The 23,198-nt window shown below is 68.6% G+C and carries 21 protein-coding genes; 8 read left to right on the forward strand and 13 right to left on the reverse strand.

Annotated features, from left to right (window positions below; all coding sequences use genetic code 11):
* Positions 1-164: 164 nt before the first annotated feature.
* The 4 genes from creD (at position 165) to ABID97_RS02795 (ending at position 5,999) form a co-directional block, all read left to right on the forward strand.
* Positions 165-1,583, forward strand: a complete 1,419-nt coding sequence (gene creD, locus ABID97_RS02780; RefSeq protein ID WP_354397034.1) for a cell envelope integrity protein CreD — start codon at positions 165-167, stop codon at positions 1,581-1,583.
* A complete protein-coding gene (locus ABID97_RS02785) occupies positions 1,580-2,872 on the forward strand; it encodes a glycoside hydrolase family 3 N-terminal domain-containing protein (protein ID WP_354397035.1) in 1,293 nt (430 codons plus the stop codon). Before creD ends, ABID97_RS02785 begins: the two co-directional genes overlap by 4 nt.
* A 12-nt stretch (positions 2,873-2,884) precedes the next feature.
* A complete protein-coding gene (locus ABID97_RS02790) occupies positions 2,885-5,290 on the forward strand; it encodes a penicillin-binding protein 1A (protein ID WP_354397036.1) in 2,406 nt (801 codons plus the stop codon).
* Positions 5,291-5,393: 103 nt separating this feature from the next.
* On the forward strand, positions 5,394-5,999 hold the full coding sequence (locus tag ABID97_RS02795; RefSeq protein WP_354397037.1) for a hypothetical protein: 606 nt from the start codon (positions 5,394-5,396) through the stop codon (positions 5,997-5,999).
* A gap of 6 nt (positions 6,000-6,005) precedes the next feature.
* Here ABID97_RS02795 and creC read toward each other — a convergent pair whose 3' ends face one another.
* Positions 6,006-7,451 (reverse strand): two-component system sensor histidine kinase CreC, encoded by a 1,446-nt coding sequence (creC, locus tag ABID97_RS02800; RefSeq protein WP_354397038.1) that lies wholly within the window; start codon positions 7,449-7,451, stop codon positions 6,006-6,008.
* Positions 7,448-8,233 (reverse strand): two-component system response regulator CreB, encoded by a 786-nt coding sequence (gene creB, locus ABID97_RS02805; RefSeq protein ID WP_354397039.1) that lies wholly within the window; start codon positions 8,231-8,233, stop codon positions 7,448-7,450. The genes creC and creB overlap by 4 nt, the downstream gene beginning before the upstream one ends.
* A gap of 568 nt (positions 8,234-8,801) precedes the next feature.
* On the opposite strand from creB, the gene ABID97_RS02810 reads away from it, so the two are divergent.
* Positions 8,802-9,761 carry a YcjF family protein gene (locus ABID97_RS02810; RefSeq protein ID WP_354397040.1) on the forward strand — a complete coding sequence of 320 codons (960 nt, stop codon included), beginning with the start codon at positions 8,802-8,804 and terminating at the stop codon, positions 9,759-9,761.
* Positions 9,762-9,767: 6 nt separating this feature from the next.
* On the opposite strand, the gene cueR is transcribed toward ABID97_RS02810, so the two are convergent.
* Both cueR and ABID97_RS02820 read right to left on the reverse strand, forming a co-directional pair.
* Entirely contained in the window at positions 9,768-10,184 is a 417-nt protein-coding gene (gene cueR, locus ABID97_RS02815; RefSeq protein WP_354397041.1) for a Cu(I)-responsive transcriptional regulator, read from the reverse strand.
* Positions 10,181-10,375, reverse strand: coding sequence for a heavy-metal-associated domain-containing protein (locus tag ABID97_RS02820; RefSeq protein WP_124960334.1), 195 nt, complete (start codon positions 10,373-10,375; stop codon positions 10,181-10,183). Before ABID97_RS02820 ends, cueR begins: the two co-directional genes overlap by 4 nt.
* Before the next feature lie 125 nt (positions 10,376-10,500).
* Here ABID97_RS02820 and ABID97_RS02825 point away from each other — a divergent pair, with 125 nt between their 5' ends.
* Positions 10,501-12,789 carry a heavy metal translocating P-type ATPase gene (locus ABID97_RS02825; RefSeq protein WP_354397042.1) on the forward strand — a complete coding sequence of 763 codons (2,289 nt, stop codon included), beginning with the start codon at positions 10,501-10,503 and terminating at the stop codon, positions 12,787-12,789.
* On the opposite strand, the gene ABID97_RS02830 is transcribed toward ABID97_RS02825, so the two are convergent.
* Genes ABID97_RS02830 through ABID97_RS02845 form a run of 4 tightly spaced genes read right to left on the reverse strand, consistent with a single transcriptional unit; the run spans position 12,762 to position 15,777 of the window.
* Positions 12,762-13,262 (reverse strand): GNAT family N-acetyltransferase, encoded by a 501-nt coding sequence (locus ABID97_RS02830; RefSeq protein WP_354397043.1) that lies wholly within the window; start codon positions 13,260-13,262, stop codon positions 12,762-12,764. The genes ABID97_RS02825 and ABID97_RS02830 overlap by 28 nt on opposite strands.
* A gap of 47 nt (positions 13,263-13,309) precedes the next feature.
* On the reverse strand, positions 13,310-14,596 hold the full coding sequence (locus ABID97_RS02835; protein ID WP_354397044.1) for a beta-ketoacyl-[acyl-carrier-protein] synthase family protein: 1,287 nt from the start codon (positions 14,594-14,596) through the stop codon (positions 13,310-13,312).
* On the reverse strand, positions 14,593-14,886 hold the full coding sequence (locus ABID97_RS02840) for an acyl carrier protein (RefSeq protein WP_354397045.1): 294 nt from the start codon (positions 14,884-14,886) through the stop codon (positions 14,593-14,595). Before ABID97_RS02840 ends, ABID97_RS02835 begins: the two co-directional genes overlap by 4 nt.
* Before the next feature lie 12 nt (positions 14,887-14,898).
* Positions 14,899-15,777, reverse strand: coding sequence for an alpha/beta hydrolase (locus ABID97_RS02845; protein ID WP_354397046.1), 879 nt, complete (start codon positions 15,775-15,777; stop codon positions 14,899-14,901).
* A 139-nt stretch (positions 15,778-15,916) separates the two neighbouring features.
* On the opposite strand from ABID97_RS02845, the gene ABID97_RS02850 reads away from it, so the two are divergent.
* The gene (locus ABID97_RS02850; protein ID WP_055807193.1) at positions 15,917-16,606 is read left to right on the forward strand and encodes a response regulator transcription factor; all 690 of its coding nucleotides are present in this window, start codon (positions 15,917-15,919) and stop codon (positions 16,604-16,606) included.
* Positions 16,603-17,997 (forward strand): sensor histidine kinase, encoded by a 1,395-nt coding sequence (locus tag ABID97_RS02855; RefSeq protein WP_354397047.1) that lies wholly within the window; start codon positions 16,603-16,605, stop codon positions 17,995-17,997. Before ABID97_RS02850 ends, ABID97_RS02855 begins: the two co-directional genes overlap by 4 nt.
* On the opposite strand, the gene gloA2 is transcribed toward ABID97_RS02855, so the two are convergent.
* The 5 genes from gloA2 to ABID97_RS02880 all read right to left on the reverse strand — a co-directional run bounded on the left by gloA2 (position 17,994) and on the right by ABID97_RS02880 (position 23,132).
* On the reverse strand, positions 17,994-18,773 hold the full coding sequence (gene gloA2, locus ABID97_RS02860; RefSeq protein WP_354397048.1) for an SMU1112c/YaeR family gloxylase I-like metalloprotein: 780 nt from the start codon (positions 18,771-18,773) through the stop codon (positions 17,994-17,996). The two genes, ABID97_RS02855 and gloA2, sit on opposite strands and share 4 nt — an antisense overlap.
* On the reverse strand, positions 18,766-19,251 hold the full coding sequence (locus tag ABID97_RS02865; RefSeq protein WP_354397049.1) for a RidA family protein: 486 nt from the start codon (positions 19,249-19,251) through the stop codon (positions 18,766-18,768). The genes gloA2 and ABID97_RS02865 overlap by 8 nt, the downstream gene beginning before the upstream one ends.
* A 62-nt stretch (positions 19,252-19,313) precedes the next feature.
* On the reverse strand, positions 19,314-20,417 hold the full coding sequence (locus ABID97_RS02870; protein WP_354397050.1) for an alkene reductase: 1,104 nt from the start codon (positions 20,415-20,417) through the stop codon (positions 19,314-19,316).
* 88 nt (positions 20,418-20,505) lie between these two features.
* Positions 20,506-22,353 (reverse strand): acyclic terpene utilization AtuA family protein, encoded by a 1,848-nt coding sequence (locus tag ABID97_RS02875; RefSeq protein ID WP_354397051.1) that lies wholly within the window; start codon positions 22,351-22,353, stop codon positions 20,506-20,508.
* Positions 22,350-23,132 carry an enoyl-CoA hydratase-related protein gene (locus ABID97_RS02880; RefSeq protein ID WP_354397052.1) on the reverse strand — a complete coding sequence of 261 codons (783 nt, stop codon included), beginning with the start codon at positions 23,130-23,132 and terminating at the stop codon, positions 22,350-22,352. Before ABID97_RS02880 ends, ABID97_RS02875 begins: the two co-directional genes overlap by 4 nt.
* Positions 23,133-23,198: the final 66 nt, after the last annotated feature.

Raw genomic sequence — 23,198 nt, forward strand, 5'->3', positions numbered from 1 at the left:
GTCGGCACCGCGCGAGAAGGCAGTTGGAAGGCCGCTTGAAGTCGCGCCCGCCGATGCGCCCTTGTGTGAAGCCTGTGTGAAGTCCATGGGCCGCCGCGCTTCACACGGCCTTCCGAAAGGGCGGCGAGCATCGCCGCTTCGTCATTCGAGTGGAGGAAAAAAACATGTCTCAGTTCATGAAGGCAGTGCAGGGTTCGATGCTGGTCAAGGTGGCCGGACTGGTAATGCTCACGCTGGTGCTGTGCGGCCCACTGGCCGAGATCAATTCGCTTAACCAAGAGCGCGGCCACAGCCAGCGCGCGGCCGCCGTAGAACTTGCCGCCACCTATGCGGGTGCCCAGACCGTGGTGGGCCCGCTGCTGCTGGTGCCCTATGTGGAACGCTGGATGGAGCCGCTGCGCGATGCGCAGGGCAAGGTGATCGGCCAGCAGGCGCGCAGCAAGGACATGGCCCATGCGGTGTTTCCCGACAAGCTGCACATCGAGGGTTCGATGGCGACGCAAGAGCGCTACCGGGGCATCTTCAAGATTCCGTTCTACACACTCGATGCCACACTGGGCGGCAGCTTCGGCGCCTTCGATCCCAAAAGCGTGGCGCACAGCGAGGCCGACTCACACATCGAGTTCAAGGCGCCGCTCGTCGTCTTCGCCGTGAGCGACCTGCGCGGGCTCGACGGTTCGCCTGCCATTGCGATGAACGGCGAGGCGCTGCGCTTCAGGCAGCGCGTGCCCGGCCTCGCCGACGAAGCCTGGCTGGCCGACGGCATCCACGCACCGCTCGCCGGCGCCGCGCTTTCCGCGTGGGAGGCCAAAGCGCCGCTGCCCTTCGAATTGAAGCTGGGACTGGTCGGCCAGGAGACCCTCTCGATGGTGCCGATCGCGGAGGAAACCACCGCGCACCTGCGTTCGGCCTGGGCGCATCCGAGTTTCGGCGGCCGCTTCCTCGCGACCGAGCGCGAGGTGACGCCCCAGGGCTTCGATGCGAAATGGCGCGTCTCGGCGCTCGTGACCTCGGCGCGCGAGCAGGTGAGAGAGGGGCTTTCCGGCAATGCCAAGCAGGCGGCGCAACACCGCCTCGGGGCGCTGCAGACCTTCGACGTCTCGCTCGCCCAGCCCATCAACGTGTACTCGATGAGCACGCGTGCCGGCAAGTACGGCGCGCTCTTCATCGGCCTGGTGATCATGGCGGCCTTCATGTTCGAGCTGTTCCGCCGGCAGCGCATGCATCCGGTGCAATACGGGCTCGTGGGCCTGTCGATCGCGCTGTTCTTCCTGCTGCTGCTGGCCTTGTCCGAGAAGCTGGCTTTCTGGCTCGCCTATGCGGGCGCGGCCTCTGCGAGCGTGCTGCTGCTCGGCATCTACTTCAGCGCCGTGCTGCACAGCTGGCAACGCGGCGCGGGTTTCGGCGCCTACGTCGCGGTGCTTTATGGCTCGCTCTACGGCCTGCTGGCATCGGAAAGCAACGCGCTGCTGCTCGGTGCCCTGCTGACATTCGGCATGCTGGCGGTGCTGATGCTCGCCACGCGCAAGGTCGACTGGTATGCGCTCTCGCAGCGTGCCGAGCCGGCGGCGCCCGTCGCATGAAGCACCTGCGGTTCGCGCTCGGTGCCCTGGGCTGGCTGGCCCTGGCGGCGCTGTGCTTCTGGGCCTGGCAGCTGAAGGATCCGCATCTTCGCTTCATGCGCGCATGGGAGTTGCCGATGCTGCTGGGCGCCCTCGGCGTTTGCACGGCGGTGGCATGGCGCTTTGCGCGCCGCGCGCTGCGTCCGGTCTCGCTGGGCCTGGTGCTCGCGGCGTTGTTCACTGCGCTGGGCCACGAGGCCGCGAGCCTGCGGCACCGCGCCGAAGTGTCGGCCGCGTCCGGGCCCACCGCACAGCTGATCGGATCGCATTTTGTCGTCGGCTATGACGACGCGAAGGACCTGCGCGAACTCGCACGCAAGGGATTGATCGGCGGCGTCTTCATTGGCGGACGCAACGTCAAAGGCCGTACCGCCGCTGCACTTCGCGAAGAGATCGATGGCTTGCAGGCGCTGCGCCGCGAGGCCGGCCTGCCGCCCCTCATCGTCGCCACCGACCAGGAAGGCGGCGCCGTGTCGCGCCTTTCGCCGCTGATCGAACACCAGCCGGGCCTCGCCACGCTGCTCGATGCCGACGTGCCCGAAGCCGAGATCGCGCAGCGTGCCCATGCCTACGGTGCGCAGCAGGGCAGGTCGCTTGCGGCACTGGGCATCACGCTCAACTTCAGTCCCGTGGTCGACTTGCGCACCGGCCGCGCGCCCGGCCGCTGGGACTTTCACACCCGCATCGACGAACGCGCGATCTCGGCCGACCCCACGCTCACTGCGCGGGTGGCGCTCGCCTACGAGCAAGGCCTCGAATCCGCTGGCGTGCGCGGCACCCTGAAGCACTTTCCCGGCCTGGCCGGCGTGACCGAGGACACGCACCATTTCGCCGCCGTGCTGCAGACGCCGGTCGCTCGACTTGCAACACATGACTGGAAGCCGTTTCAAGACGTGTCGAAAAACTCCGGTGCGGCGATCATGCTCGGCCATGTGACCGTGCCGGAGATCGATCCCGACTTTCCGGCCTCTTTCTCGCGCAAAATCGTGCAGCAGCTGATTCGCGGCGAGTGGGGCTACCAGGGCCTGCTCGTCACCGACGATCTGACGATGGGCGCGGCCTACAACCGCGGGCTCTGCGACGCCACGGTCCGCGCCCTCGATGCCGGCGTGGACCTGCTGTTGATCGCCTTCGACCACGACAAGTATTTCGACGCCATGCATTGCGCGCAGCAGGCCGCGCAGCGCGGCGCACTCGACCTGCCGATGCTGGAACGCAGCAGCGCCCGCCGGCTCCAATCCTTTCGCTAGCCACCTTTTCTCATGTTCAAACGCCCACGCTCCCTCCAACCCGACGACGGCGCCGCGCCGGACGACGAACGCAACCGCCGATGGAAACGCGCCGCACGATGGGCCGCCATTGCGGCGGGCTCGGGCGCGCTCGTGGTGCTGGTCGCAGCCCTTGTCACGGTAGCCGTGATCTATCCGAAACTGCCCGACATCTCCGAGCTGGCCGACTACCGGCCCAAGCTGCCGCTGCGCGTGTATTCGGTCGAAGGCACGCTGATCGGCGAGTTCGGCGAGGAGCGCCGCACGCTGACGCCCTTTGCCAACATTCCCAAGGTCATGAAGGACGCCGTGCTGGCGGTGGAAGACGCTCGCTTCTATGACCATGGCGGTGTGGACTACAAGGGCTTCGTGCGCGCCGCGGTGGCCAGCATGAAGGGCGGCCGCAAGCAGGGCGCATCGACCATCACCATGCAGGTGGCGCGCAATGTGTACCTGAGTTCGGAGCGCACGCTGAGCCGCAAGACCTATGAAATATTGCTGGCGCTGCGGCTGGAGCGGCAGCTCAGCAAGGACCAGATCCTCGAGATCTACCTGAACCAGATCTACCTGGGCAACCGCGCCTATGGCTTTGCTGCGGCCTCCGAGGCCTACTTCGGCAAGCCGCTGCAGAACATCACCACGGCCGAGGCCGCGATGCTCGCGGGCCTGCCGAAGGCACCTGGCGCCAACAACCCGGTGGCCAACCCGCGCCGCGCGCGTGCGCGCCAGCTCTATGTGATCGATCGCATGCAGGAAACCGGCTTCATCACCGCCGAGCAGGCGGCCGAGGCCAAGAAGGAAGAGCTCCACCTGCGCGATGCGGCCGATCCGGACCGCCTGCATGCCGAGTACGTGGCCGAAACCGTGCGCCAGATGATGTACGCGCAACACGGCGACAGCATCTACACCAGCGGCATGAAGGTCTACACCTCGCTCGTCGCGGCCGACCAGGCGGCAGCCTACAGGTCGCTTCGCAAGGGCATCATGGACTACGAGCGGCGCCAGCCCTATCGCGGTCCCGAGCGCTTCATCGACCTGCCCGACGATCCCAAGGAAGCCGACGAGGCCGTGGACGATGCGCTGGCCGAACACCCGGACAACGGCGACGTGATGGCGGCCGTGGTGCTCGATGCCAACAGCAAGGAGATCAACGCGGTGCGCGCGAACGGCGAAGCCGTGGAGATCAGCGGCGAGGGCCTCCGGCCCGCACAGTCGGGCCTCGCGGCCAAGGCGCCGCCCAACATCAAGATCCGCCGCGGCGCGGTGATCCGCGTGGCAAGGACGCCGAAGAACACCTGGGAAATCACGCAGCTGCCCGAGGTCGAGGGCGCGTTCATCAGCATGGACCCGCGCACCGGTGCCATCAAGGCGCTGGTGGGCGGCTTCGACTTCGGCAAGAACAAGTTCAACCACGTCACGCAGGCCTGGCGCCAGCCGGGTTCAAGCTTCAAGCCCTTCATCTATTCGGCCGCGCTGGAGAAGGGCTTCACGCCGGCCACCATCGTGAACGATGCGCCGCTGCACTTCGAGGCCGGCACCGCGGGCGGCCAGCCCTGGGAACCGAAGAACTTCGATGGCGGCTTCGAAGGACCGATGCCGCTGCGCACCGCCCTGATGAAGTCGAAGAACCTGGTGACGGTGCGCGTGCTGCAGTCCATCGGGGCCCCGTATGCGCAAGACTGGATCACCCGGTTCGGCTTCGACAAGGACAAGCATCCGGCCTACCTGCCGATGGCCCTGGGCGCGGGTTCGGTCACGCCGATGCAGATGGCCACCGCCTATTCGGTGTTTGCCAACGGCGGCTACAAGGTCAATCCGTACCTCGTCACGCGCGTGACCGACCTGCGCGACAAGGTGCTGCTCGAAACCGATCCGCCAGTGCTGGACGAAAGCCACCGCGCGATTCCCCAGCGCAATGCCTTCATCATGGATTCGCTGCTGCAGAGCGTGGTGAAGGGCGGCACCGCGGCGCGCGCCTACCAGGCGCTCAAGCGGGACGACCTGTTCGGCAAGACCGGCACCACCAACGATTCGTTCGACACCTGGTTCGCGGGCTTCCAGCCCACCAACGTGGGCATCGCATGGATCGGCTACGACACGCCGCGGCAACTGGGCGTGCGCGGCGAAACCGGCGGCAGCCTGAGCCTGCCGATCTGGATCGGCTACATGCAATCCGCGCTCAAGGGCGTGCCGGTGAGCAAGATCCCGGAACCGCCGGGCGTGGCCAACATCGACGGCGAGTGGTACTTCGACGACTTCACGCCGGGCCGCGGCGTGGCGAGCCTGGGCATCGAGAACGCCGAAGCACCGGCGCCGCCGGCCGAAGAGCTCTCGGGCGTGCCGCTGGGCCCGCCGCCACCGCCCGAAGAGCGCAATCGCATCCTCGAATTCTTCCGCTAGGACACCGCCAGGACAACGCCAGGACAGGAGGAAAGCCGAAGGAGGGCGCGGGTGCCTACACTCGGTGCTGCCCCGCCTTCATCTTTCCTCCCCCCCGGCCCCCATGGAAATTCTCACCCTGGTGGCGCTGATCGCCATCGGCGCCTACATCCTCAAGTCGCGCGACCAGCGCCAGCGCATCACGTTGCTCGGCACCCACCTGGGCAAGTACCAGATCGAAAACCTCATGGAGACCCTCACCCAGGGCTACCTGCGCTGCCTGGGCGAGGACGATGCGGCGCGGCGCCAGCAGATCTGGAGCCTGCTCGACTCCACGGAGGAAAAGCTCTCGGCCCAGTTCGACAGCTTTGCCGCCGACTTCGCACGCGTCGACGCTGCGGCTGCGCGCGTCAGCAAGCTGCCGCTGGCCCTTCCCTATGCGCACAGGCTCTTTCCGGCCGCCACCTTCGATCTTCGCCAGGCCCTCGCCATCCATGCGCGCGGCATCGCCGAGGTGATGCGCAACGAATCGGGCCGCACGCCCAAGGCCAAGGCGTTCACGATGTCGGCCGAGCTGTTCCTGATGCAACACACCTGCCATTGGTTCTGCAAGTCGAAGACCGTGGCGTCGGCGCGCATGCTGGCGCGGCACAAGACCTCGTACGAGCAATTGCTGGAAGCCGTGAGCCCCCAGACGCGCAGGGCGTACAGCGCATTGACGGGTCAATGATTTTCGTCAGTGATGCGACGAGGGCAGCAGCGGCAGCGTGAGCGTGGCCACCGCGCCGCCGCGCACCGCATTGCCCAGTTCGATGCGTCCGCGGTGCAGCGCGGCGATCTCCTTCACGAAGGCCAGCCCGAGGCCGGTGCTCTTCTTCTGGCTGTGCGGCCGCGCCAGCGAGTAGAACTTCTGGAAGACTTTTTCCTGTGCGTAGTCCGGAATGCCCGGACCGCGGTCGCGCACGGTCACGCGCGCGAGCTTGGAGGTGGTTTCCAGCGTCAGCAGCACTTCGCTGCCCGGCGGTGAAAAATCGATGGCGTTGTCCAGCAGGTTGCTGATGGCACGGCGCAGCAGGAACGGATCGCCTTCGGTGCTGGCGTCGGCGCGGATGTTCACTTTCACGCCGATGTCGCGCTTGGCGGCCGCAGGCTGCGCGCTCAGCGCGACGTCCTCGATCAGCGAAGCCAGCGCCACCGGCTCGGTGCGGTCGAGCCCGCGCCGGGTTTCGAGCGCGGTGAGCTCCATCATGCGGTCGACGATCTCCTGGATGCGCTGCGTCTCGCGCTCGATGTTCTTGAGGAAGCGTTCGCGCTCCGCATGCGGCATTGCCGGTTCCTGCAGCAGTTCGGCCGCGCCGCGGATCGCGGACAACGGGCTTTTGACTTCGTGCGTGAAGGTCTGCACGTAGTCGGCCACGTAGTTGCGTCCGGTGAGCGCATCGCGCATCTCGCTGAAACCGGTGCGCACCGCATCGACCGCGCGACGCGCCATGCGCGAGACGCTCAGCGTGCGCTGTGCGCGCACCCACGTCCAGTAGTCCGAGATCAGTCCGAACGGACGCACCAGCCACACCGAGACGATCACCGCCAGCAGCAGCAGCGCGAGCCCCGAACCCACGCCCACCCACAGCGTGCGGGCGCGCGCGTCTTCCACGAACTGGCCGAAGCTCTGCACCGGCTTGCCGACGCTGACCATGCCGACGATCTCGTTGTTCCAGCGGATCGGCGCGCCCACGTACATCACCGAGGTGCGCGGGTCGCCGTCCACGTCGCGCGAGGTGCGTGCGCCATACAGGCCCGCAAGCGTGCGGTTCACATCGCTCCACTGCGAATAATCCTCGCCCAGGTGCCTGCCGAGCGAGTCGAACACCACGCGTCCGGTGCGGTCGGTCACGTACACGCGCAGCTCGACGCGGTTCTTGTGCAGGTTGTAGATCTGGGCCGAGAACTCGCGCGCATAGACCGTGCGGAACAAGGGGTCGAGCCGTGCGGTGGTGATGGCGCCTGCGATCACGTCCTGCTCGACCAGGCTGGCAATGAGCTGCGAGGTCTCGACCAGCGATTCCTCGGCCGACTCGCGGTAGCGCGGATCGATGTCGGACACCACGCGGTACAGCAGGAACGCGATGCCCGCCGTGTAGATCAGCAGGATGCCGATGAAGATCCGCGTACGGCGACTCACGGCGCGCTGGCCGGCAGTTCTTCGTTCAAGGCGTAGCCGGTGCCGCGCAGCGTGCGGATCGGCTCCACGTCGGGCGCCACCGCCTTGAGCTTGGCGCGCAGGGTCTTCACATGCGCATCGACCGTGCGGTCGAAGCTGTCGCTCGCATCGTCCCAGACCAGCTGCAGCAGTTCGTCGCGCGTGAAGACGCGGCCGGGGCGCTGCACCAGCAGCCGCAGCAGGCCGTACTCGTAGCGCGAGAGTTCGAGCAGGCGCCCGTAGTAGCGGATCTGCATGCGTTCGTTGTCCAGCGCAAACGGCATTGCGGGGGGCTGAGGGCTCGCTGGGGCCGCCGCGCCCGGATTTTGAGGGGGTACCCCGCTGCCAGGCCCTGCACCCCCTCCAGGCGCCCCTCGCGCGCTGCGCCGCAGGATGGTGCGCACGCGCGCCACCAGTTCACGCGGCGAAAAGGGCTTGGCGATGTAGTCGTCGGCACCGAGCTCCAGCCCCACCACCCGGTCGATCTCGTCGCTTCTCGCGGTGAGAAACAGCATCGGTACCTCGACGCCGCCCTGCGCCTGGTTCAGCGCGCGCAGGCGCTTGAACAGCTCGAAGCCGTTGAGGTCGGGCAGGCCCACGTCCAGGATGGCCAGCGCCGGGGGCTCCTGTGCGAACTGCGCGATGGCTTCCTCGGCGGTCGCGCACCAGACCGGCGCGAAGCCGTCGCTCTTCAGCACGTACTGGAGCGTGTCGGCAATGCCCGATTCGTCTTCGGCGATCAGGATCCGGGGTTTGAAACTCATCCCCGGATGTTAGCGAGGGGACGCCGCGCGGCCAGGCCGGTTCCGGGCCCGTGGCGCCACGAACACGGGCGCGGCCTTTCGCGGCTTTTTTTCGAGCGCGGCGCTGCGTTCCTATCTTCTTCTTATTCTTCTTATTCAAATTAGTAGTAGTAGATAAGGGCGGCACCTTTCTGTGGACAGGGCTCTTTTTTCCTTGTGTGACAGTCACTTGTCATGCCTCTGTCACTGTGCGCAGCTGCGCTTCCGAGCTGTCGCGCCAAAAGGGACAACATCGGCCGGCGGCTCCGCCCTGTGGATAACCCCTTGCTTGTGCCGGAACTCTCCCCAGAGTTGTCCTTTGACAGGGTCCCGGAATTCTGCGAAAGGCGTTTTCCGGCGCGAGTAATTCATCGCCTCATATTTGGGCAGACTGTAGTTTTGCCTTTGAAATCAAGGGCTTGGAGTCCTCCTACATGGAAGTCCGGGTGTTATCCACAGAGTTGCCCAAGCTTTGTGGGGAGAACCGCCGGCGGAACCTTCGCGCGCGATCCCGAACGAACTTTGTCCTTCAATCTCCGGAAACTCGAACGTGACTCCTTCCGAAACCAAGGCCATCGTGACGCTGAGCTTGCTGGCCGCCTTCGTCGACGGCGAAAAACACGAGCGCGAGCGCGCCGAGATCAAGCGCATTGCCGAAGGTCTCTCGCAGGCCGACGGCGTGAACCTGCCCACGCTCTACCAGGACGTGCTCATGAAGCGCGTCTCCCTGGCCGCGGTGGCCGGCGACCTGCAAAGCACGGAGTCCCGGCAGCTGGCCTATGAAATGGCGGTGTGCGTGTGCGATGCCGACGGCACGCAGTCCGAGGCGGAGCGGCTGTTCCTCGCGGACGTGCGGACGTCGCTCGGGCTCGATACGTCCGCCGCGCAGTTCTCGCGCCAAGCGGAAGAAATTGCCGCGGCCGTTCCCGCCGCGTTGCCCGCGGCCGCCGCCGGCGCAACCGCATCGCCGGTGCCTGCCGCCGTGCCGGCGCCCGACAGCGCGGAGCTCGACAAGTCGATCCTCAACGCAGCCATCCTCAATGGCGCGCTCGAGCTGCTGCCCGAAACGCTTTCCACGATGGCGATCATTCCGCTGCAGATGAAACTGGTCTACCGCATCGGCAAGGCCCACGGCTATGAACTGGACAGCGGCCATGTGAAGGATTTCCTGGCCACCGTCGGCGTGGGCCTGACCTCGCAGTACCTCGAGCAGGCCGGGCGCAAGCTGCTTGGCGGGCTGTTGGGAAAGATGGGCGGCGGTCTGCTGCGCGGGCTGGGCAACCAGGCCGTGAGCTCGGGCATGAGCTTCGCCTCGACCTATGCGCTGGGCCATGTGGCCAAGCGCTACTACGCGGGCGGCCGCACGCTTTCCACGCAGATGCTCAAGGACGCCTTCTCGAACGTGGTGCAGGAAGGCAATGGCCTGCAGACCCAGTACCTGCCCGCGATCCAGGAAAAGGCCCGCACCCTCGATGCCGGCAAGGTGCTGGCGCTGGTCAGGGGCGCCTGAGGCCGTTCAGGCGGCCTTGGCTTCGGCCAGGTCGTCGAGGATGGGACAGTCGGGGCGCGCGTCGCCCTGGCAGCAATGCACCAGGTGCGCGAGCGTGTTGCGCATCGACTGCATGTCCGCGATGCGCTGCTCCAGTTCACCGAGGTGCTTCTCGGCGATGCGTTTCACGCTGGCGCTCGCACGGCGGCGGTTGTGCCACAGCCCCACCAGCTCGGCAATTTCTTCCATCGAGAAGCCGAGGTCGCGCGAGCGCTTGATGAAGCGCAGCGTGTGGATGTCGGCATCGCCGTACTGGCGGTAGCCGCTTTCGGTGCGCGCGACCGCCGGCAGCAGGCCCAGGCCCTCGTAGTGCCGCACCATGCGTGCCGAGACGCCCGAGAGACGGGCCGCTTCGCCGATGGCGACGGTGCCGAAGCTGCTCATTGGACGCGGTAGCCGGCGTTCTCGATGGCGGCCACGATGTCCTGCCGCGGTTGCGCGCTCAGCACGTCGACATGGCCGGTTTCAAGATCCACCGTCACCTGCGCTTCGGGGTCGACCGTCTGCACCGCGTTCTGGACCGCACTCACGCAGTGTCCGCAGCTCATGCCCGAGACCTGGAATTTCTGACTCATCGTTGTTGCTCCTGTTGAATTGGCGAAGCCTCAGTTTGAACCCTCTCATGATGTCAATGTCCAGCGCAGGGATACTCGATCTCCGGACTTGACCTTGCCATGATGTGAGACTTTAGCCTCGAGGCATGGACAATCTGCTGCACTCCCCCCTTCTTCCCATGAGCACCCTGGATCTTTCTGTCGGCGGCATGACCTGCGCCTCGTGCGTGATGCGCGTGGAACGCGCGCTCAAGAGCGTGCCGGGCGTGCAGGACGTCAGTGTGAACCTCGCCACGGAATCGGCACGCGTGGTCGTGGCCGACGGCGAGGACTTGGATGCCCGCCTGCGGCGCGCGGTACGGGCCGCCGGCTACGAGCCGCGCACTGCCAGCGGCCCGATTGGCGAGGCCGCGGCACTGTCGCCGTGGCACGGCTTCGGGCCGGTGGCCGTCGGGCTGCTGCTGTCGATTCCATTGCTGGCCCCCATGCTCGGGCAGCCCTTCGGGCAGGACTGGATGTTGGCCCCCTGGATCCAGCTGCTGCTGGCCGCGCCAGTGCAATTCTGGCTCGGCGCGCGCTTCTATCGCGCGGGCTGGCACGCCGCCAGGGCGGGCACCGGCAACATGGACCTGCTGGTGGCGCTTGGTACCAGCGCGGCCTTCGGCCTGTCGCTCTGGCTCTGGTGGCGTGCGGCCACCGAGGGCCATGCGGCGCACGGCCCCGTGCCGCACCTCTACTTCGAGGCGTCGGCGGTGGTGATCACGCTGGTGCTGCTCGGAAAGTGGCTCGAGGCCCGCGCCAAGCGCCAAGCCACCTCGGCCATTCGCGCGCTGCAGCAGCTGCGGCCGGAACTTGCGCACCTGGTGGGCACGCGCGGTGAAAGCGATGTGCCCATCGCCGAGGTGATGGTGGGCGACCTGCTCGCGGTCCGTCCCGGAGAACGCGTGCCGGCCGATGCGCGCGTGGTCGAGGGCGAATCCGAAGTCGATGAATCGATGCTCACCGGCGAGCCGCTGCCCGTGCCCAGGAAGCCGGGCGATGCACTGACCGGCGGCGCGGTCAATGGCGACGGCCGCATGGTGATCGAAGTGAAGGCGGTCGGCGCCGAGAGCGTGCTGTCGCGCATCATCCGGCTGGTCGAGGACGCGCAGGCCGCCAAGGCGCCGATCCAGCGGCTGGTGGACCGGGTCGCGGCGGTGTTCGTGCCGGTGGTGCTGGTGATTGCGCTGGCCACGCTGGCCGGCTGGCTGCTCGCGGGCGCCGGCATCGAGCGCGCGATGATCCATGCGGTGGCCGTACTGGTCATCGCGTGTCCCTGTGCGCTGGGGCTTGCAACGCCCGTGGCGGTGATGGCCGGCACCGGCGTCGCGGCACGCCGCGGCATCCTGGTCAAGGACGCCCGCGCACTTGAACTCGCGCACCGGGTCGACACGGTGGCTTTCGACAAGACCGGCACCCTGACGCTCGGCCGGCCGGTGCTCACGGCCCTCGTGCCGCTCGTGCCACTCACAGGTGGCATGCATGAAGCCGGTTTGCTGGCGACGGCCGCGAGCCTGCAGGGCGGCAGCGAGCATCCGCTCGCGCGTGCGGTGACGGCAGCTGCTGCACAGCGCGGCGTGGCGGCCCCGCCGCTGGGCGCGATGCAGGCCTTGCCCGGCCGCGGCGTGCGCGGCGAGGTGAACGGCGAACAGTGGGCCATCGCGAGCCTGCGCTGGTGCGCGGAACTCGGCGTCGTTCCCGATGCCACCCAGGTCGAACGCCTGCATTCGCTGGGCGCCACGGTGTCCGCGCTGCTGCGCTTCGACGGGGCAGGCGGTGCCCAGGCACAGGCGCTCCTGGCCTTTGCCGACGAGCCCAAGCCCGAGGCCGCCGAAGCCGTCCGCGCATTGCGTGGGCGGGGCCTGCGCGTGGTGATGATCTCCGGTGACAACCGGCGTGCCGCGGAGGCGATGGCGGCACGGCTCGGCATTGCCGCCGCAGACGTGCGGGCCGATGTGCTGCCGGCCGACAAGGCGGCGCAGGTCGGCGCGCTGAAGCAGGGCGGCCATGTGGTCGCCATGGTCGGCGACGGCGCCAACGACGCCCCGGCGCTGGCCGCGGCCGACGTGGGCATCGCCATGGCACCTTCGGGCGGCGGCACCGACGTGGCAATGGAAGCCGCGGGCATCACGCTGATGCGCGGCGACCTCGCGCTGGTGGCCGAAGCCTTCGAGCTTTCGGCGCGCACGGTCGCCAAGATCCGGCAGAACCTGTTCTGGGCCTTTGCCTACAACGTGGCCGGCATCCCGCTCGCGGCGTTCGGCCTCCTGAGCCCGGTGGTGGCGGGCGCGGCCATGGCGCTGTCGAGCGTCAGCGTGATGGCCAATGCACTGCTGCTGCGGCGCTGGAAGCCCTCGGGCCCATCGGCTCAGTCGATCAGCAGCGCCAGCAGGTGATCGTCGATGAAGTCGGCTTCGCCGGCGCGCTTGTAGAACTTGCGCAATGTGCCTTCGCGTTCGAAGCCCAGCTTTTCATAGAAGCGCAGCCCCGGCGCGTTGTCGCTTTCCACATAGAGCTCGATGCGCTTGACGCCTTCGGCCACGAGCCTGGCAATGCCATCGCCCACCATGGCGTGCGCGATGCCCTTGCCGTGCAGCGACGGATCGACCGCGAGCGTGCCGAGGCAGGCCACGTGGCTCACGCGGCCCGGATAGCGCGTCGCGCGGTAGAAGCCCGCGACGCGGCCTTCGGCTTCATAGACGTAGAAGCTGCGGCTGTCGACCAGCTCCTTGTAGATGGGCCGGAAGTGGTCGAGCGGCATCGGGTCGTAGCCCAGGAAGGGCACGACCTTCTCATGCATGTAGATGGCGAAGACCGGTTCGAGGTCCTGGGGTGTGGCGAGCCTGCGCATGGGCGACAGCATACCCATGCCCGGACGCTGGCCCGGCGAACGCGGTGCAGCCGCCGGGCTGTAGGTCAGCGTCCGTGGTCGCGGGCCGCGATCAGCACCGCATTGGTACCGCCGAAGGCGAACGAATTGGAAAGCACGTAGCGCAGGTTCGCGGCTTCGCGCGCATCGCCGCGCACGAAGTCCAGGTCGAAGGCCGCATCGGGAACGCGCAGGTTGGCCGTGGGCGGGAGCATTCCGCGCGCCAGCGTGCGCAGCGCCGCCACGAGCTCGATCGCGCCGCCGCCGCCCAGCACATGGCCATGGATGGCTTTCGTGGCGCTCACCGGCACGGCATTGCCGAACACCTCGTGGATGGAGGCGGCCTCGGCGGCATCGCCGGCGGTGGTGGCGGTGCCGTGCGCGTTGATGTGGCCGATCTGCAGAGGCCCGATGCCGGCGTCGCGCAGCGCGGCGCGCATCGCACGCACCTGTCCGGCCGGGTCGGGGTTGGTGATGTGCGTGGCGTCGCAGTTGGTCGCGTAGCCGGCGAGGAAAAGCGGCATGGCTTCATTGGCGCCGCGCGCGCGTGCATGTGCTTGCGATTCGAGCACCAGCGCAGCCGCGCCTTCGCCGAGCGCGAAGCCCGCGCGATCGTGCGAGAAAGGCCGGCAGGCACTGTCCGGCGCACCGGCCGGCGCAGGCGCCGTCACTCGCATCGCATGCCAGCTGGCCATCACGCCGGGTGTGAGCATGGCCTCATGCCCGCCGACGATGGCCACGTCGATCCAGCCCCCGCGGATGGCGCGCATGGCCTCGCCGATGGCCACGGCCGAGGAGGCGCAGGCACACGCGTAGGCAATGGCCGCACCCTGCGCGCCGAACTGCAGTGCGAGCTCCGCCACCGCGGCGTTGGGCATGACGGTGAGCACCGTGGTCGGCCGCATTCGGCGCTGTTCGCCGTAGAGCGCGCGGGTGGTGTCGTCGAAGGCACCCGCACCGGCCAACCCGCTGCCCCAGAAGATGCCCAGGCGTGCGGGATCGACGCTGCCGGTGCGAAGCCCCGCTTCTGCGGCAGCGTCGCGCGCGGCCGACAGCGCCATGGCGGTGCCCCGGTCGAGCGGAAGCCGCGAGCCGCTGCGCACGCTGGCCGAGTCGAAATCGCAGTGCGCCACCGCGAGCTCGACCGGGTCGAGCCCCGGGATGCCGAGCGCTTGGGCGCGCACCGCGGACCTTGCGTAGAAGAGCGCATCGTCGAAGGGCCGGACCGTGTGGCCGATCGGCGTGACGAAGCCGAGACCCGTCACGCGCACCGGGGCGGCGGCTTCGTTCAGGGCAGAGGCTGCGAGCACCGAATGCGCGACGCCGCTGCTCACGCGGAAGCGGCCATGGCGGGCTCCGCGTCGCACCGGATCTGCGCGTCGATCGCCTCGCACAGGCGCTGCAGCGTGATGCCCGCTTCACGCGGATCGAGCTTGTCTTCGGGCAGGCGAAGATGGAAAGCGTCTTCCACCGCGAACACGAACTCCATCAACGCGAGCGAATCCAGCCCCAGGTCGGACAACGCCGTGCCGGGCGCAATGGAAGCCGGTGCGACGTCGAAGCTGCCCACCAGGATGGCTGCGATGCTGTTGAAGACCGGCGAAGGAAAGGAGGTGGAGGACATGCGTTTTTTCTTTCAGGCGGAAAGGAGGTGCGCAGGCAACGCGCCGATGCCGCCGGCCGCGGCGTGGGCCACCGCATCGGCAAAGGCAACCGTTTCGCGCGCCACCTGCTGGCGGTCGTTGTCGATGGAGATCATGTGATAGCTGTCGTGGAGCACGACGCTGCGGAAGTCGCGGCAGCGCAGGCCCCGCGCAAGGATGTCGAGATTGGCGAGGCTGGCCACCTCGTCTTCGCGGGCATGCAGCGCGAGCACGCTGGCGCATTGCACGCGGTGAAGGTTGCGCCTCACATGGCGAATCAGCCGGTCGTGCTCGCGCAAGTGGCCCACGCCGAGCACCGAGCTGCCCGCGCGCGAGACCTTGCGGTGGCGCAGCTCGCGTTCGATCCAGGCGCGCACACGTTCGTTCTTCACGCCGTAGGGCGGGCACTCGCGGTACTGCCAGAGGCGCCCGAGCGGCGTGTAGAACGCCAGCGGCAGCAAGACGCGCGTGCGGGGAATGGCCCAGCCGTCGAACCGCAGCGTGGTCGACATCAGCACCAGCGCATCGACGTCGCTGCCGCAGCGGATGGCCGCACCGAGTGCCAACGAAGAACCGGCCGAGATGCCCACCAGCAGCACGCGGTCATGCTGCAGGCGCAGTGCCTTGACGCGCGCCTCGATGGCATCGATCCAGCGTTCGTACGGCAGCGCATGCTGCAGCGGCATGCCGGCGTCGAAGGAATAGCCGGCGATCGGCAGCGGGTGCACCGCGTAGCCGCTGGTGCGCAGGGCCGACTGCACGGTCAGGAGCTCGTCAGGCGTGCTGCATAAACCATGCAGCAGCACGACGGCCGTGCGGCGCACCGCGGGATGCACCACCGTCAGCAGATCGGCGGGATCGCGGGCGCTCATGGGGTCGCGAGGGGCTTGAAAAAGGCCCCGGCCGCGGGTTGCTGTCGTATGCTCATGGCGTGTTTATCGCCTGGGCGTGCTGACGCGCCGCTGACCCTCCTTCGCGCAAGAATAGGCACTCCAACCCACCTCACACACCATGCGAATCCTGCTTGTCGAAGACGACGCCGTGCTGCGCGACGTGATGCTGCGCAGCCTTGCCGATGCCGGCCACCGGGTCGATGTATCGGCCAATGTCGAGGATGCCGACCACCTCTGGCGCGTGCAGCCCTTCGATGCGGTGCTGCTCGACCTGAACCTGCCGGCCACTGCCAGCCCGACCAGCGGCCTGGCCAGCGGCCTCACCGCGCTGCGGCAGGCGCGCGCGCGCGGCGACCGCACGCCGGTGCTGGTGCTCACGGCGCGCGGCCGCACCGAGGAGCGCATCGCCGGCCTGGATGCCGGCGCCGACGACTACCTGGGCAAGCCCTTCGACCTCGCCGAGGTCGAGGCCCGCCTGCGTGCGCTGGTGCGGCGTGCCAAGGGCACGGAGGACATCGTGCTGCTCGGCCAGCTCAAGCTCGACCGCAAGGCGCGCCGCTTTTCCACCGCCAGCGGTCCGCTCGACCTGCCGGCGCGCGAGTTCGAGGTGCTGTGGGAACTCATGAGCCCGCCGGGCCGCACGGTCAGCAAGCGGGCGCTCTCCGACAAGCTCTCCAGCTTCGACGAATCACTGGGCGACAACGCACTGGAGGCTTTCATCTCGCGGCTGCGCAAGAAGCTCGCGGGGTCGGGCGCGGGCATCCGCACGCTGCGCGGCATCGGCTACCTGCTCGAAGCCGAAGTGTGAGCCTTTCCACGACGGATGCGCCTCGGCCGGACGAGGCCGCGCCTTCGCTCACGCGGCGCGTGCTGCGCAACGTGCTGGTGCCGCTGGCGCTCACGTGGATGCTGGGGGCGGTGATCGCCCTGGTCATCGCCAACTATTTTTCCGAGCAGGCTTTCGACCGCGGCATGCTCGACGACGCCTATGCGCTCGCGGCCAACGTGCAGGCGGGCGAACGCGGCGTCGAGCTGCTGCTCACGCCGCGCGAAGTGGCCACGGTGCTGTTCGACCAGGTCGACAAGGTCTACTTCGCGGTGCAGCGGCTGGACGGCACGCTGATCTCGGGGCAAGCGGGCCTGCACGCACCGCTGCCGGCCGAAGGCGCGCACTTCCGCTTTTCCGACATCGACTTCGACGGCAAGGTGCTGCGCGCGGTGGTGCTCCAGCCGGTCGCGGAGCCGGGCCTGCCGGTGCCCTATCGGGTGGTGATTGCGCAGACCACGCTGAGCCGCACGGCACTGGTGCGGCGGCTGCTCGGCTATGCGCTTGCGCCGCAGGTGCTGTTGCTGATGCTGCTCGCGGTTTGGCTCTGGTATGGCATCCGCAGCGACCTGCGGCCGCTCGGCGAACTCCAGCAGGCCCTGGACCGCCGCGACGTGTACGACCTCTCGCCGGTGGCGGTGGTGCGCACCTCGCGCGAGGTGCAGCGCCTGGGCAATGCGGTCAATGCGCTGTTCGACCGGTTGAACCACAGCGTGCGCGCGCAGCGCGAGTTCGTGGGCAACGTGGCGCACGAGCTGCGCACGCCGCTGGCGGGCATCCGCGCGCTGGCCGAGTACGGATTGGCGCAGCACGACTCCGCGGTGTGGCGCGAGCAGCTCGTGCGCGTGGGTGAACGCCAGGCCCGCGCGAGCCATCTCATCGACCAGCTGCTGGCGCTCGCGCTGGCCGACGAGGCCCGCACCGGCCTTGCGCGCCAGCCGGTGCGGCTCGACGTCCTGGCCGAGCAGACCGTGCTGCGCCACCTGGCACGCGCCGATGCGCGCGGTGTCGACCTCGGTGCGCGCGGCCTGGACGAACGCACCACGGTGCTCGCGAACGACGCGCTGGTCGAAGGCATCCTGGACAACCTCATCGACAACGCGCTGCGCTATGGCGGGCGCACCATCACGGTCGAACTGGCGGGCCGCACCCTGAGCGTCATCGACGACGGTCCGGGCATCCCGATCGACGCGCAGCGCGACCTGATGCAGCGCTGGGCGCAAGGCCCGGCGGGGCAGAAGCTCGGACAGGGCTCGGGTCTCGGCCTCTCGATCGTCGCGCGCTATGCGGAGCTGCTGGGCGCCGAGCTGCGGCTCGATGCGGCGGAACCCTCGGGGTTGCGCGTGAGCGTGGAGTTCGGCGACCTGGCCTAGGCCGGCGCCGGCAGTGGCGTGCCCTGGTGGAACACCATGCGCCACCGGCCGCGCCGCATGCGCCACAGCGAGCTGCGAAGCGAATCGGCCGCGGGGCGTTCTTCCGTTGCGCTGCGGTGCGCGCGGTAGGTGACCAGCGCAATGCCCGGCGCCATGCGCTCAACGCGAAAGTCCGCGATCGATCGCTCGGAGAAGGCTTCGCCGCGCAGCGCTTCGATGATCGCGGGCCGCGTCCATTCCGTGCCCGAGACGCCGAGCTCGCGGAACTCGTCGTCGAGCAGCTCCTCGAGCCGCGCGGGACTGGCCCGCACCTCGCGCCGATGCAGTGCGCCTTCGAGCTGCAGCAGCAGTGCGTCGAGATCGCCGGCCGGCGCCGCTTCGTAGAGTTCGAGCGGCAGGCCATCGGGGTCGGCGAAGAACGTGAAGCGCCGGCCCGTGTACTCGTCGGTGCGCAGCGGCTCCACCGGGATGCCCTGCGCTGTCAGTTCGCCGGCCGCGGCCTGCACGTCGTGCACTTCGAACGACAGGTGCCGCAGGCCCTGTGCTTCGGGCCGCGTGGGGCGCCGAGGCGCTCCGGGAAACGAGAACAGCTCGATCTGCGAACCGTCGGGCAGCGCAAGGTCGAGCTTGTACGAATCGCGCGCGGCGCGGTGGTTCTCCGCGACCACGCGAAGGCCGAGCACCTCGGTGTAGAAGCGCTTCGAGCGCGCGTAGTCGGCGCAGATGATGGCGGCGTGGTGGATGCGTGCGAGATGCAACGAAGTCACCTCACGCATCGAACGCCACCTCGCCCTCGATCTCGACAGGGATGTTGAACGGCAGCTCCGCCATGCCCACGGCACTGCGCGCATGGGCGCCGGTCTCGGGCCCGAAGAGTTCGAGGATGAGGTCGGAAAAGCCGTTGATCACCGCGGGCTGCTGGTCGAAGGCGGGCGCGGAAGCGACCATGCCGAACACGCGGGTCCATGCGCTGATGCGGTCCAGGTCACCGAGGGCGCGCTGGAGGCTGCCGAGCATGGCAAGGGCGGTGAGCCGTGCCGACGCATAGCCTTGTTCCACGGTCAGATCTCGCCCCAGCTTGCCGAGCGGCGCGGCGAGGGTGCCGTCGGCATTGAGCGGCCCATGGCCCGAGATCAACGCGCGGTGGCCGACGAGGCGCACGAACCGGAACGGCAATACGACGCCGGGCGGCGGCGTCACCGGCGGGGGAAGAACGAGGCCGAGCGCGGCCAGTCGTTGCTCGATGCGGGCCATGGCTTTTCTCTCCTGGGGCGGACCGACAAGGCGTCCGCGTCATCTTGCCATGGCCGCGGCCGTCAACCCAGCGCAGGGTAGTCGGTGTAGCCCTTGGTGCCGCCGCCGTACATGGTGGCCTTGTCGACTTCGTTGAGCGGCGCGTTCTCGCGCAGGCGGCGCACCAGGTCGGGGTTCGCGATGAAGGGCTTGCCGAAGGCCACGAGGTCGTCGCCCTCCTTGACGGCCTCGTCCGCCAGCGGCTTGTCGTAGCCGTTGTTGACCATCCAGGCGCCCTTGCCGCCGGCCTGGCGGTAGGCGGCCTTGAGGGCCTCGTAGTCGAACGGTCGGTCCTCGATCTCGCGCGGGCCGCCGGTGGCACCTTCGATGACGTGGACGTAGGCCAGGCCGAGCGGCGCGAGCTGCTTCACCACGTAGGTGAAGAGCGGCTGCGGATCGGAGTCGTGCACGTCGTTGGCCGGCGTGACGGGCGACAGGCGGATGCCGGTCCTGCCGCCGCCGACCGCATCGACCACCGCGCGGGTGGCTTCCAGCAGCAGGCGGGCGCGGTTCTCGATGCTGCCGCCGTAGTCGTCCGTGCGCTTGTTGCTGCCGTCCTTCAGGAACTGGTCGAGCAGGTAGCCGTTGGCGCCGTGGAGTTCCACGCCGTCGAAGCCCGCGGTTTCCACTGCATTGCGCGCGGCCGCCGCAAAGGTGTGGACGATGCCGGGGAGCTCTTCCACGTCGAGCGCGCGCGGCTCGGAGGTGGCGACGAAGGTCGGCACGCCATCCTTGATGAGCACGGTCTTGGTCTTGGCGGTGATGGCCGAGGGCGCGACGGGCTTGCCGCCTTCGGGCTGAAGCTCGGTGTGCGACACGCGTCCCACGTGCCACAGCTGCACGACGATCTTGCCGCCCTTGGCATGCACCGCATCCGTCACGCGCTTCCAGCCGTCGAGCTGCTCGGTGCCGTAGAGGCCCGGCACGTCGGCATAGCCCTGGCCCTGGTGGCTCACGGCCGTGGCTTCGGTGATGAGCAGGCCGGCCGTGGCGCGTTGCGCGTAGTAGGTGGCCGCGATGTCCTGCGGAATGGCTTCGGGCGAGCGGTTGCGCGTGAGCGGCGCCATGACGATGCGGTTGGCGAGCTTCAGGTCGCCGGCCTGTACGGGGTCGAAGAGGGAGGGCATTTTTTTTCGCGGTCGTAAAAGTGCAAAGGAGGCCGCGAGGCTAAACCCGCGCGGCCAACCCTGCTGTCGCACGGTTGTCCCGTTGCTGCTAGGCGTTTGCCGTGCCGGCTGCCGCGAGCGCCAGCAAGGCCGCGCCCGCGCGCACCGGCATCGCGAGCAGGATCTGCCCCATGCCCTTGCCGAGCGGATCGTTGCGCAGCGAGGCCATGCCGCCGCCGCCCAGCGCCTGCTCGCACACGAAATTGAAAGCCCGGATCCCGGGCACTTCGTAGCGCGTCACCTTGCCCTTCACGAGGTGGGCCAGCCATGCGGCCACACGCGCTTCGGTGAGCTGCTCGTGCAGCAATGGCAGCACCGAGGGGTGGCGCGCGATCACGCCGATGTTCGAGGTGTCGCCCTTGTCGCCGCTGCGGGCCCATGCGAGACGGATGAGCGGCACCTCGATGGCGTCGTCACCGGCGGGTTCGCAGGCCTGCGTCGAAGCCGCCGTCGAGGGTGTCGGCGAAGCGGGCCTCTCTTCAGGCGCAAAGGCTGCATCGGGCGGCAGTTCGATGCGCTGCCCGTTCAGGGTCACGCGGGCCTGGACCTTCGACTTGTCGAGCAGGAACGCGAACTGCCGGATCGATGGCGACACGGACGAGCGTCCGCCGCCCGCGCCCGTGGTGCCCGGTGCCCATGAGGTGCCGGCCGGCGCCACTTCGCGCGCGAAGAGTTCGAGCGCTTCCTTGCGCGCGTGCGTCACCGCGAGCCGGAGCACGGCTTCGCGCGTCTGCGCGGCCTGTGCATGCGGCCCGTAGCACGACTCGGCGCCGAGCACCTCGAGTTGCACGCCGCTGTAGGGGCCGAAGCCATGCTCGGCGAACAGCGTGCCCGTGCGCGCGAGGATGGCCTCGCCGGTGCGGCGCGCCTTGGCAACGGCATCGAATCCGACAATGGTGAGTTGCGCCGCGCTCTTGAAGCCTTCCACGTAGGTGGCGCAGACCTTGTAGCTCGCAGTGGGCGCGCGCCCGCGTGCGCCGTGCACGCGCACGCGGTGCTCGCCCGCCTGTTCGATGCGCACCTGCGTGAAGTCCGCCACCACGTCCGGCAGCAGGTAGGCGCCGGGATCGCCGATCTCGTACAGCATCTGTTCGCCCACCACCGCGGGCGTGACCTTGCCGCCCGTGCCTGCGGGCTTGGTGACGACGAAGCTGCCGTCGGCGCGGCATTCGACGATGGGGTAGCCGATGTTCGGCCAGTCGGGCACCGTGTCCCAGTCGGTGTGCAGGCCGCCGGTGGCCTGGCAGCCGCACTCGATGATGTGGCCCGCGAGGCTGCCGGCCGCGAGCAGGTCGTGGTCGCCGGGCTGCCAGCCGAACGCATGCATCAGCACGCCGAGCGTGACGGCGGAATCGACGCAGCGGCCGGTGATGACCACTTGTGCGCCCGCGTCGAGGGCCGCCTGGATCGGCGCCGCGCCGAGATAGGCATTGGCCGTGAGCACGCGCTCCGGCAGCGGCAGGCCGCTTTGCAGTTCGCGCACCGGCGGCTGGCGCTGCCGCAGCTCGGGCAGCAGCGGGGACACATCGTCGCCGCTCACAACGGCGATCTTCAATGCAATGCCTTGCTCGGCCGCCAGCGCAGCGAGTGCCGCGGCGCAGCCCTCGGGATTGACGCCGCCCGCGTTGCTCACCACGCGGATGCCCTGGCGCACCACGTCCTGGAGCACGGCCTTCATCGCGACCGAGACGAAGTCGGTGGCGTAGCCGAGCTCCGGCTTCTTGAGCCGTGCGCCCGCGAGGATCGACATCGTGAGTTCGGCCAGGTAGTCGAACACGAGGTAGTCGATCTGGCCGCTGGCCACGAGCTGCGGCGCGCCCATGCTGCTGTCGCCCCAGAATCCCGAGGCACCGCCGATGCGGACGATGGGATCGTTGTTGCCGGTGTTGTGGCTCATCGGCCGCTCCACTGCGGCTTGCGCTTCTCGCGGAATGCGAGCTGGCCTTCGGCCGCATCGTCGGTGAGGGCGAAGAGGCCAATCTGGCTTTCGGTGAACGCCATCGATTCCTCGAACGCCATCGTCTCGATCTTCTTCAGGGTGTACAGGCCGCGGCGTATGGCCGCGGGCGACTTGTCGAGCACGCGGCCGAGCAGCCAGTCGACGCTTTCGTCGACATCGTCGCTCACGCGGTTCACCAGTCCATGTGCGAGCGCCTGTGCGGCGGTGATGGGTTCGCCGGCGATGCACATCTCGGCCAGCACGCGGCGCGGCAGCAGGTGGCCCACCACGCTGAGCACCTGCGCCGGGAAGAGGCCGACCTTGACCTCGGGCAGGCCGAACACCGCCTGGCTGCTGGCCACCGCCATGTCGCACATGCCCATGATCCCCATGCCGCCCGCCATGCAGGCGCCGTTCACGCGCGCGATCAGTGGAACGGTCGATTGGCGGGCCTGGCGGAACAGGTTCGCGAGCGCCTGGTGGGGCTCGTCGTAGCGGAACTTGAACGAGGTGCCACTTTGCAGGTCGGCGCCGGCGCAGAAGGCGCGCGTGCCGGCGCCGGTGATGACCACGGCACGCACGCCGCGGTCGGTGTCGGCACGCGCCAAGGCCCCCGACAGCGCCGCGAGCACGCCGGCGCTGAGGGCATTGCGCCGTTCCTCGCGGTCGATCGTGAGCCACATCACGGGCCCGCGCATCTCCTCGCGCAGTTCATGCAGGGCAGGGGCTTCGGCCATCGTCGGGTCCTTTGCAATTCCACGGAAGCAGGATGCATAGCGTGACCCGAAAAAAAAGCCGCGGCA

Origin of the sequence: Variovorax sp. OAS795 (assembly GCF_040546685.1) — a bacterium.
In the GTDB taxonomy this organism is placed as follows: Bacteria; Pseudomonadota; Gammaproteobacteria; order Burkholderiales; family Burkholderiaceae_C; genus Variovorax.

What these genes read in the sequence shown, in the direction of transcription:
- cueR (WP_354397041.1), bottom strand. Translation starts at nt 10,184, where the DNA reads ATGAGCAGCTTCGGCACCGTCGCCATCGGCGAAGCGGCCCGTCTCTCG.
- gloA2 (WP_354397048.1), bottom strand. Translation starts at nt 18,773, where the DNA reads ATGCGTGAGGTGACTTCGTTGCATCTCGCACGCATCCACCACGCCGCC.
- creD (WP_354397034.1), top strand. Translation starts at nt 165, where the DNA reads ATGTCTCAGTTCATGAAGGCAGTGCAGGGTTCGATGCTGGTCAAGGTG.
- ABID97_RS02850 (WP_055807193.1), top strand. Translation starts at nt 15,917, where the DNA reads ATGCGAATCCTGCTTGTCGAAGACGACGCCGTGCTGCGCGACGTGATG.
- ABID97_RS02865 (WP_354397049.1), bottom strand. Translation starts at nt 19,251, where the DNA reads ATGGCCCGCATCGAGCAACGACTGGCCGCGCTCGGCCTCGTTCTTCCC.
- ABID97_RS02785 (WP_354397035.1), top strand. Translation starts at nt 1,580, where the DNA reads ATGAAGCACCTGCGGTTCGCGCTCGGTGCCCTGGGCTGGCTGGCCCTG.
- ABID97_RS02880 (WP_354397052.1), bottom strand. Translation starts at nt 23,132, where the DNA reads ATGGCCGAAGCCCCTGCCCTGCATGAACTGCGCGAGGAGATGCGCGGG.
- ABID97_RS02830 (WP_354397043.1), bottom strand. Translation starts at nt 13,262, where the DNA reads ATGGGTATGCTGTCGCCCATGCGCAGGCTCGCCACACCCCAGGACCTC.
- ABID97_RS02825 (WP_354397042.1), top strand. Translation starts at nt 10,501, where the DNA reads ATGGACAATCTGCTGCACTCCCCCCTTCTTCCCATGAGCACCCTGGAT.
- ABID97_RS02840 (WP_354397045.1), bottom strand. Translation starts at nt 14,886, where the DNA reads ATGTCCTCCACCTCCTTTCCTTCGCCGGTCTTCAACAGCATCGCAGCC.
- ABID97_RS02820 (WP_124960334.1), bottom strand. Translation starts at nt 10,375, where the DNA reads ATGAGTCAGAAATTCCAGGTCTCGGGCATGAGCTGCGGACACTGCGTG.
- creB (WP_354397039.1), bottom strand. Translation starts at nt 8,233, where the DNA reads ATGAGTTTCAAACCCCGGATCCTGATCGCCGAAGACGAATCGGGCATT.
- ABID97_RS02795 (WP_354397037.1), top strand. Translation starts at nt 5,394, where the DNA reads ATGGAAATTCTCACCCTGGTGGCGCTGATCGCCATCGGCGCCTACATC.
- ABID97_RS02875 (WP_354397051.1), bottom strand. Translation starts at nt 22,353, where the DNA reads ATGAGCCACAACACCGGCAACAACGATCCCATCGTCCGCATCGGCGGT.
- ABID97_RS02870 (WP_354397050.1), bottom strand. Translation starts at nt 20,417, where the DNA reads ATGCCCTCCCTCTTCGACCCCGTACAGGCCGGCGACCTGAAGCTCGCC.
- ABID97_RS02790 (WP_354397036.1), top strand. Translation starts at nt 2,885, where the DNA reads ATGTTCAAACGCCCACGCTCCCTCCAACCCGACGACGGCGCCGCGCCG.
- ABID97_RS02845 (WP_354397046.1), bottom strand. Translation starts at nt 15,777, where the DNA reads ATGAGCGCCCGCGATCCCGCCGATCTGCTGACGGTGGTGCATCCCGCG.